This window comes from Pseudomonas sp. MWU16-30316, from assembly GCF_020515645.1.
In the GTDB taxonomy this organism is placed as follows: Bacteria; Pseudomonadota; Gammaproteobacteria; order Pseudomonadales; family Pseudomonadaceae; genus Aquipseudomonas; species Aquipseudomonas cerasi.
This window is the reverse complement of record NZ_JAIZAZ010000005.1, coordinates 38107-49042: the sequence shown is the minus strand read 5'-3', so window position 1 is coordinate 49042 and position 10936 is coordinate 38107. Positions and strand designations below refer to the sequence as shown.

The following is a 10936-nucleotide window of genomic DNA, read 5'->3' as shown; positions in this document are numbered from 1 at the left end:
CGAATAACCTGCTGTTTTTCATTTCGGAGAGGGTTGACGACTCCGGGGCACGGTGTCGCAAACAGTGTTTCGCACGATAAATACGGAGGGGCTTCGAAACTCGAAGACAGAACGGGATCCGGGCGCAGGTATGATTGGAGCCGCAGCAATAAAGGGCTGCGATCCTATGACACACACGAAACTTCCCATTCGCCGTGCTTCCCACACGCCGCAAAAATTAGAGCATCCACAGGCGACTGTCTGTCGTGGGAAGCTGGGACAAGACTTGAGGGTGACGTCAACGCAGCGATGTGCGAGCGCTTGGCTGAACAAGCAGGGGGGATGTTGGGAAAACGTTGGGAAAGCGTTGCGAAGGGCTTCAGGGTGGAAGGCAACCACTCGACCGTTTGCAAACCGGTCGGGTGGTTGCCGTGGCTTCAGATACGGCGTTTGCGCTTGAACGTCGGAATTTTCGTCTCCGGCACCTCCAGCCGCTTGACCTTGCCCACTGACGCCGCCACCTGAATAAGCGTCGGATGACCGAACAGCACTCTAACGTCAGCTTCGAGGTCCGCCTGACGCATGCGCTCAATCAGGCTCACCGCCAACAAAGAATGCCCGCCCAGTTCGAAGAAATGGTCATGACGTCCGACCTTTTCGACATTAAGCAGGTCCGCCCAAAGCGCTGCCAGTTTGATCTCGACGTCACCCACCGGGGCTTCGTAAGCGCGCGAGACAAGTGCGCTGCTGTCCGGTGCCGGCAGGGCCTTGCGGTCGAGCTTGCCGTTCGGCGTCAGCGGCCACGCGTCAAGCGGCATATAAGCTGCCGGGAGCATGTAGTCCGGCAGCAGCCCTTGCAGGTACGTGCGCAGATCGCTGCTTTCCGGTAGCCGTGCAGGGTCGGACGCTGTGAAATACGCCACCAGACGGGTTTCGCCTGGTACGTCCTCACGGGCGACAACCACCGTTTCCTGTACCCCTGGGTGCTTGGCCAGACACGTTTCGATCTCGCCCAGTTCGATACGGAAACCACGGATTTTCACCTGATCATCGTTACGACCCAGGTATTCGATATTGCCATCCGGCAGATAACGGCCAAGGTCACCCGTGCGGTACATGCGTGCCGCGGGCTGCTGGCTGAACGGGTCTTTCAGGAAACGTTCTGCGGTCAGATCATCGCGGTTCAGATAACCACGGGCCACACCTGCCCCGCCGATGTAGATTTCACCCGGCATACCTCGCGGAACGAGCTGTTGCTGCTCGTCCAGCAGATAGAACCGGGTGTTGCCCACCGGCCTGCCGATATGCGGAGCGAAGCCGTCTTCGCGGTCCATCGCCACCCAGCTTGAGTAAGTGGTGGTTTCGGACGGCCCGTACAGGTTGCAAAGGCGCTGCACGCCGGTTGTCTCGAACAGTGATTCGACCAGACTGCGCTTGAGCGCTTCGCCAGCGACGTTGACGGTGTGAACCGATCCTGGCAACCCGTTGATTTCCAGCAGCGCTTTCAGCGCTGACGGCACGGTGTTGATCAGGCCGATATCGTGTTCGCCGTGTTGCAGTTCAAGAACGTTTTTCACCACGTTGATGCTGCCACCCGATGTCAGCGGCGCAAAGCACTCGTAGACCGCGAGGTCGAAGTTCAGCGAGGTGGAGAACAGCGTTTTTTCCAGTGCAGAGCCGTCGAAAGCCGTGTGCGCCCAGGTCAGGAAGTTAACGGTGTTGCGGTGTTCGATCATCACGCCTTTCGGCATACCGGTAGAACCCGAGGTGTAGATCAGGTACGCCAGATGTGCCGAGGTCAGGCCCTCGATTTCCGGGTTCTGTATGGATTCGTGTTGCCAGGCGCTCTGATCATCAAGGTCGATGGTCTGCACCGAAACGCCTGCCAGCAAATGCCGAGTGGCTGCCTTGACCAACACCGCCGCTGGCTCACTGTCCTGCAATATGTAAGTAATTCGTTCGGCCGGATAAGCCGGGTCCAGCGGCACATAGCCACCGCCCGCCTTGAGGATCGCCAACAAGCCGACGATCATTTCTGCCCCGCGTTCTACGCAGATCCCCACGCGGGAATCCGGCTGAACGCCCTGTTTACGCAAGGCATGGGCCAGGCGGTTGGCCTGGTCGTTGAGCTCGCCATACGTCAGGCGCAGTTCGCCATGCACCACCGCCAAAGCCTGCGGCGAGCGCTCGACCTGCGCTTCGAACAGGCCATGAATGGTCTGCTGCTGCGGGTAATCCAGCTCGGTAGCGTTGAGCCCGAACACCAGTTGCTCACGCTCTGCTGCCGGCACAACCGACAAACCTGCCAGAGGCATCTCGCTGGACTGCTCCAGTGTGCTGACCATGCTCTCCAGCGCCGTCTGCATATACGCGCAGACCCGTTGCGCATCGATACTGGCGATGGTTTGGACCGTGAGGCTGAAGCCCACCCCTTCATCGTTGACCGAAAGGGTCAACGGATAGTTGGTGCGTTCTTCACTGTGCAGATGTTCAATGCCCTGCCAGGCGTCGAAAGCCTGCTGATTGACCTCTGCGTCGACATGCCGGTAGTTAAGCAAGGCACTGAACAGCGGCGTTGACGCTGGCACCCCGCTGCAGCGCTGGGCCAGTACCAGTGAGGCGTGCTCATGGGCGACCAAGCCACTGAGCCGTGCGTGAGTGGTTTTCAGGCCACTGCGCACGCCCTGCTCACCCAGCGTGACGCGCAGCGGCAAGGTGTTGATGAACATTCCCAACGCCCTGTCGGAGCCGACACCGCCCTGCAAACGACCGAGCAACACGGTGCCGAATACCACATCGTCTTTGCCTGACACCGCGCCCAATACACGGGCCCAGGCCAGGTGATACAGGCTGGCGGAGCTGACCCCGAGTTGACGAGCCTGCGCCCGCAAGCGCTGACTCAGGTCGATATCGACCCGCTGGCATGCTTCCTCGATACCCCGCCCGTTGCCCTGCACGTCCTGCACGCCGAATGGCAGCGTGGGCTCGTCGATGTCACCGAGCATGTCACGGAAAAACGCCTCATGTTCCTCGCGGCTTACACCGAGTCTGGCCTGGGCCACGTAATTGCGATAAGGCACGGACGGCGGCAGCGAGGCTTGCTGGCCGAGCATGTGCGCCTCGATTTCGCTGGTGAGAATGCGCAGCGACGTGGCGTCGTCAACCAGGTGGTGGAACAACAGCATGCCCAGCCAGCGATTATTTACCGCGTCGTGGGCATAACCGATGCGCAGCATCGGCGCCTGACGGATGTCCAGGCGCGTGTGACGCGGGTCGAGACGCTTGAGCAACTGTTCGGTGACCTCGCCATCGGCCGGGTCTATTACCAGCTCATCAAGCATCAGAGGCGCTTCACGCCAGACCACTTGCACCGGAGCCTCGAGACGCTCCCAAAGCACGGCGGTGCGGAGGATATCGTGCCGCGCGATTACAGCTTGCAGTGCCTGGGCGAAACTGTGCAGACGCTGGTTATTGTCGAAGGAAAATAGTGCGTATTGCAGGTACGGGTCACCCTCGACCGCTGCAAGGTGGTGATACAAAATCCCCTCCTGCAGCGGCGCCAGGGCATAGATGTCCTGCACGTTGGCCATGCCGCCGGGCACGCTGGACGCCACGCGGTCGATGTCGTCCTGGCTCAGCGATGCCAGCGGCAGCATGTCTGGAGTGATGCGCTCGCAGTCGGTGGGAATAAGGTTGGCGGGCACCTCGACGGCCCCCTTGCCGCCCACCGCCGCCGCCAGGGCAGACAGGGTCGGCTGGCTGAACAGCACGCGTACATCGGCAATCAGATCGATCTGGCGCATGCGCTCGATCAGTTTCACGGCCAGCAGAGAGTGGCCACCCAGTTCGAAGAAGTGGTCATGCCTGCCGACCTGCTCCAGTTGCAGCAGGTCTTGCCAGATATGCGCAATGGCCATCTCGGTATCGCTTTCGGGCGCCTCGTAGCCACGGCTGATCAGCGCATCACCGTCCGGTGCTGGCAGCGCCTTGCGATCCAGCTTGCCGTTCGGCGTCAGTGGCATGGTATCGAGCAGTACGTAAATGGCCGGAACCATGTATTCAGGCAACTGCTGCTGCAGGTGACCGCGCAGGGTTTCGATATCGACAGCAGTGTGCTCGGCAGACTGCGTGTAGTAAGCCACCAGACGTTTGTCACCGGGTATGTCTTCGCGAGCGGTGACCACCGCTTCATGAACCGCCGGGTGTTTGGCCAGAGCGGCCTCGATTTCACCGATCTCGATACGCAAGCCGCGGATCTTCACCTGGAAGTCATTACGGCCCAGGTATTCCAGCGCACCATTGGCCAGCCAGCGACCCACGTCGCCGGTTTTGTACAGGCGGGCCTGCGGATCGCTGGAAAACGGGTCGGCGATGAAACGCTCGGCACTCAGCTGCGGCTGGTTCAGGTAACCCCGTGCCACGCCAATTCCGCCAATGTGCAGCTCACCGGCCACGCCCAGCGGTTGCAACTGGCCCAGGGCATCCAGTACGTGCATCTGAATGTTGGCAATCGGACGGCCAATAGGCACGCTTTCGCCAGGATCCGTCGGGCGGCATTCCCAGGCAGTAACGTCGATGGCCGCTTCGGTCGGGCCATAGAGGTTGTGCAGTTCAACGCCCTTGAGGTGTTGCTCGAAGCGGCGCTGCAACGCGCGGGGCAAGGCCTCGCCGCTGCACAGTACGCGGCGCAGTTGTGGGAAGTCGCGGGTTGAACGGTGTTCCAGAAACACATCGAGCATTGAAGGCACAAAGTGCAGCAGGGTAATGCCCGCGTCACTCATGACCTGCGCCAGATAGTCAGGGTCCTGATGGCCACCGGGACGGGCCATGACCAGTTCGGCACCGGCCAGCAGCGGCAGGAAAAACTCCCAGACCGACACGTCGAAGCCGAACGGGGTCTTTTGCAGTACCCGATCGTTGCTGTCCACGTGATAGGCGTCGCGCGCCCAGAGCAGGCGGTTGACCACACCCAGGTGTTCGTTCATCACGCCTTTGGGCGTGCCGGTGGAGCCGGAGGTGTACAGCACATAGGCCAGGTGGTTTGGCTGCAAACCCAGGGCCTTGGCATCCGGATTAACGCTCGGCTGCCTGGTCAATTGCGCGAGGTCATCGCGGTCATCGAGCACCAGCACCGGAAGGTCCAGGGCCGGCAGGTTGTCGTGCAGATCCTGAGTGGTCAGCACTGCCTGCGGCGAGCTGTCCTCAAGCATATAGGCCTGACGCGCGCTCGGCAGGTCCGGATCGATCGGCACGTAGGCGCCACCGGCCTTGAGAATACCCAACAGCGCCACGACCATTTCCGGTCCGCGACGCAGGCTGACCGCAACTCGCGTATCCGGCTCCACGCCCAGTTCGATCAGGCGATGGGCGAGCTGGTTGGCCTGTTGGTTGAGTTCGGCGTAAGTGAGCAGCGGTCCGCTGTCGCCGCGTACGGCGCAAGCACCCGGACGCTGGGCGGCCTGTTGTTCGAACAGTTGGTGAATCAACACATCGCGAGGATAAGGATGGGCAGTATCATTGAAACCCGTCAGCAACAGCTCGCGCTCATCGTCCGGCAGCATCGGCAGGCTGTTCAGCGCTGCTTGCGGGGTGTGTTCCAGCGCTTCCACGAGGCTGCGCAATGCAACCTGCATGTACTCGCCGATGCGCGTTGCACTGATTTGTTTGACGGCCTGAATGGTGAGCACGAAGTCATCGCCCAGGTCATCGACGTTCAGGCACAACGGATAGTTGGTGCGTTCCTCCATGCTCAGGGTCTGAATGCCCTGCCAGGCTGACAATGTGTCGGTCGATGCCGCACCGTTGTTGCTGTGGCGGTAGTTGAGCAAGGTGCTGAACAGCGGCAGCGAACTCGGCACGCCGCTGCAGCGCTGGGCCAGCAACAGCGAAGCATGCTCATGCCCCAGCAGTGCCGAGAGGCGTTGGTGAGTGACCTTGACCGCCGCCAGAGCGCTCTGGCTGCCGACGCTGATGCGCAGCGGCAAGGTGTTGATGAACATGCCCAGCGCCCGGTCGGCACCGTTGCCGCCCTGCATCCTGCCCATCAGTACGGTGCCGAACACGACTTCTTCGCGCCCCGAGACCCGACCAGCCACCTGAGCCCATGCCAGGTGGGCCAGGCTTGCAGCGCTGACCCCCAACTGCCGCGCAATGCTGCGTATACGGCTGCTCAGCTGGCTGTCTAGTAACTGATTCACTTCCTCGATGCCACTGCCATCGCCCTGCACGTCCTGTATGCCGTAAGCCAGAGTCGGTTCGTCGATGTCGCCGAGCATGTCGCGGAAAAACGCTTCGTGTTCAGCCTGGCTGATACCCAGACGCGCCTGTGCCACATGGTTGCGATAAGGCACCGGGGCCGGCAACTGCTCGATCTGACCCTGCAGGCTGGCCTGCATTTCCTCCACCACCACTTCCAGCGAAGTGTGATCCAGCGCCAGATGGTGGAACAACAACATGCCGACCAGACGCTGGTGGGGGGTGTCCTCGGCATAGGCGATGCGCATCAGCGGTGCCTGGCCGATGTCCAGGCGATAGTGACGCGGGTCAAAACGCTCGCGCAGTCGTGTCAGCACGTCACCGTCGAGAGGATCGATGGCCACCTCTTCCAGGCTCAGTTTCGCGTTGCGCCATACCACCTGTACCGGCTGCTCAAGCCCCTCCCAGACCACGCTGGTGCGCAGGATGTCGTGGCGTTCGACCACGCTCTGCAAGGCCGCGGCGAAACCGGCCAGGCACTCGCGATCATCGAACGTGAAGAGCATCTGCAAGATGTAGGGATCACCTTCATCCGCAGCCAGATGGTGATAGAGAATGCCTTCCTGCAAGGGGGCCAGGGCATAGATGTCCTGAATGCTGGCCAGGCCGCCCGGCACGCTGGCGACGACCCGATCAATCCCTGCCTGATCGAGGTCAGCCAGCGGCAGCATGTCCGGGGTAATACGCTCGCAGTCCGGCACGATCAGGTTATCCGGCACTTGCACGTCGGTGTACCCGCCCACCGCCGCAGCGAGTGCGGCAAGGGTCGGCTGGTTGAACAGCGCACGTACGTCGGTACTCAGGCCGACCTGACGCATGCGTTCGATGAGCATCACTGCCAGCAGCGAATGGCCGCCCAGTTCGAAGAAGTGATCATGACGACCGACCTGTTCGACCGTCAGTACATCCGCCCAGATCGCTGCCAGCAGGGTCTCGACTTCGCCTTGCGGTGCTTCATAACCACGGCTGATCAGCGCTTGCGCATCCGGCACTGGCAGCGCCTTGCGGTCAAGCTTGCCGTTGGCGGTCAGCGGCAGAGCGTCAAGCTGCACGTAGGCTGCCGGCACCATGTAGTCCGGCAACGTGCCTTGCAGATGGTTGCGCAGGTGTTCGATGTCGACAGGCTGCTGTGCGGTGAAATAAGCCATCAGACGCTTGTCGCCAGGCACATCCTGACGGCACAGCACTACGGCTTCGCGAACAGCGGAGTGTTCGGCCAGGCGCGCTTCGATTTCACCCAGTTCAACGCGGAAACCACGAATCTTCACCTGCTCGTCATTGCGGCCGAGATACTCCAGGTTGCCGTCGGCGCGCCAGCGAACCAAATCGCCGGTGCGGTACATCAGTGCGTTTTCCGACGGATTGAACGGATCGACGACAAACTGCGTGGTGCTCAGTTCATCACGGTTCAAATAGCCCTTGGCAACGCCTTGCCCGCCGATATACAGCTCGCCGGGCACGCCCAACGGCACGGGTTGGCCTTGGCTATCGAGCACATACAGGCGGCTGTTGCCTACGGGTTTGCCAATAGGAATAGGGCCATTGCCGACCGAAACAATCTCGTAGGTCGCGGAAAAGGTCGTCGCCTCGGTCGGGCCATAACCGTTGAGCAGATGCTGTGGCGGATTATTCGCCAACACCCGGCCGATAACGGCCGGGTCCAGCACGTCGCCGCCGACAATCAGGTAGCGCAGGCGCGAAAAGGCCTCGCCCAGCCCCGAAGCGTATTGATGGAATAAACCGGCGGTCATCCACAGCACGGTTACCGATTGCTCCAGCAGCAGACGCTGGAAATTCAATGGGGACAGCAAGTCGTTCTGCCCGATCACCACCACGCAGCCGCCGTTGAGCAACGGTGCCCAGACATCCAGCGTGCTGGCGTCAAATGCAGGGTTGGAAGCGAACGCCACGCGGTCCTGAGCGTTGAAATCGGCATAACCGTTGTTGATCACCAGACGGCTTATGGCCCGATGCGGCACCAGCACACCTTTCGGAACACCCGTCGAACCAGAGGTGTACATGATGTAGGCAACACTTTCGCTTGACTGCGGCAACGCCAGATCAGTGTCTTTCAGATCGTTCAGGGTCAAACCGTCGAGATCGATACGCTGGGCAGCGGTTTCCAGCGACACTTGGCTGTGAGTGAGCAGTACACTCGCCTGGCTGTCCTCGATCATGAACGCCTGACGTTCGACCGGTGCATTGACGTCCAGCGGCACATACACCGCCGCGCACTTGAGCACTGCCAGTTGACTGGCGAGCAGGTCATGGCTGCGCTCCAGCAAAATCGCCACGCTGTCACCCGGCTGTACGCCAAGACCGAGCAGATGCCGCGCCAGACGGTTGGCCCGAATGTTGAGTTCGGCATAACTCACTGCAACGCCGTCGTGGATTGCCGCACAAGCCTCGGGGCACGCCCGCACCTGAGCTTCAAACAGGCTATGCACGGTCTGTTGCTGCGGATAGTCCAGCGCGCTGTCGTTGAACCTCACCAGCAACTGCTCACGTTCGGCAGCGGGCAGGATCGGCAGGCTGTCGAGGGTCGAGGACGGTGATTGCTCCAGGGCATTCGACAGATGCTCCAGCACGGTCTGCATGTAGCCACAGACGCGTTTGGCACCGACGGTGCTGCTGACCAGTACCGTCAGGTTGAAACCGTTGCCTACGTCATCGATATTCAGGGTCAACGGGTAGTTGGTATGGTCTTTGGCACCGAAGGACTCGATCCCCTCCCAGGCAGTGGCGGTTTCCGCTGAAACGTCGCTCACGACACTGTGTCGATAGTTGAGCAACGCACTGAACAGTGGCGCCGGGGCATCCACGCCGCTACAGCGTTGGGCGAGTACCAGTGGCGCGTGTTCGTGGCCCAGCAAAGCCGTTAGTTGCCCGTGGGTCGCTTTCAATCCCTCGACCACCGTCGTCGCGCCGATATCGACGCGCAGTGGCAAGGTGTTGATAAACATGCCCAACGAGTGGTCTGCACCCTCGCCGGCCTGCATACGGCCCAGCAGTACCGTGCCGAACACCACCTGTTCACGGGCCGAGACGCTGCCGAGCACCCGTGCCCAGGCCAGATGCATCAGGCTCGCCGCGCTGACGCCTGCCTGTCGAGCCTGAGCCCGCAAACGCAGGTTCAGTTCAGCGGGCAGGATCACGCTCGCCTCTTCGATGTCACCGCAGCCGTCCTGCACATCCTGCAAACCGAACGGTAGCGTTGGCTCGTCGATATCACCGAGCATTTCACGGAAGAAAGCTTCATGCTGCGCATCGCTGACACCCAGCCGGGCCTGGGCCACGTAGTTGCGATACGGCACGCTCTGACCCAGAGAAGCACCCTGACCTAGCAAGTGCGCCTGCATTTCATGCAGCACCACGTACAGCGAGGTTGCGTCATTGACCAAGTGATGGAACAGCAGCATCGCCAGCCAGCGATCGTTGAGCGGGTCATGGGTAAAGACAATCTGCATCAAGGGCGCTTGACGCACATCGAGGCGGTAATGCCGGGGATCGAAGCGCTCGTGCAACTGTTCATCAATCGGGCCGTTTACCGGATCGAGGCACAACTCGGTGACGTGCATTTCAGCTTGGCGCAGCACCACTTGCACCGGTTCGTCGAGACCTTCCCACAGTACAGCGGTACGCAGGATATCGTGACGATTGATAACCGCTTGCAAGGCGTGGCTGAAATCGTCCAGTCGTGCGCGGTCGCGCAGACTGAACAGGGCTTTCAGGGTGTATGGATCGCCCTGCTCGGCACTGATGTGGTGATAAAGAATACCTGCCTGCAAAGGCGCCAGCGGGTAAATGTCCTGCACGTTAGTAGCACCGCCGGGCACATGCTTTACCACGCAGTCGATCTGCGCCTGAGTCAGGCTGATCAGCGGCAGCAGGTCCGGGGTGATGTGTTCGCAGCGTTCCGGAATCAGATTGGCCGGCACCACGACTTCCGTGCCACCGCCGACCGCTGTCGCCAGTGCCGCCAGCGTAGGCTGGCTGAACAGTACGCGCACATCGGCACTCAGGCCGACCTGACGCATGCGCTCGATCAATTTCACTGCCAGCAGCGAGTGGCCGCCCAGTTCGAAGAAGTGGTCATGGCGACCGACCTGTTCGACCGTGAGTACATCAGCCCAGATCGATGCCAGTTGGATCTCAACCTCGCCCTGTGGTGCTTCATAGCCACGACTGATCAGCGATTGCGCATCCGGCATTGGCAGGGCCTTGCGGTCGAGCTTGCCGTTGGCGGTCAGCGGCAGCGCATCGAGCTGCACGTAGGCTGCCGGCACCATGTAGTCCGGCAATGTGCCTTGCAGATGGCTGCGCAGGTGTTCGATGTCGAGCACCGTTTCAGGCTGCTGCGTCGTGACATACGCCACCATACGCTTGTCACCAGGAACATCCTGGCGGCACAGCACCACGGCTTCACGAACATCGGCGTGTTCGGCCAGGCGTGCTTCGATTTCACCCAGCTCAACGCGTAAGCCGCGGATTTTCACCTGATCATCGTTACGCCCCAGGTAGTCGAGAGTGCCATCGGCGTTCCAGCGTGCCAGGTCGCCGGTGCGGTACATCCGGGCGTTGGCGTGGAACGGATCACGCAGAAAGCGCTCGGCGGTCATCTCCGGTTGGTTCAGATACCCCCTCGCCACGCCTTCTCCGGCGACGTACAGCTCGCCCGCCACACCCAGCGGCACCAGTTGTT

General features: G+C 61.2%; 1 protein-coding gene (cut by a window edge). It reads right to left on the bottom strand.

What is annotated here, in order from left to right:
* Nucleotides 1–416: 416 nt before the first annotated feature.
* On the bottom strand, nt 417–10936 hold the 3' portion of the coding sequence (locus tag LCH65_RS17180) for an amino acid adenylation domain-containing protein (protein ID WP_345945909.1). The gene runs 5887 nt beyond the window's last position; 10520 of the gene's 16407 nt are visible here — the last part of the coding sequence; the start codon falls outside the window, past its right edge; its stop codon occupies nt 417–419.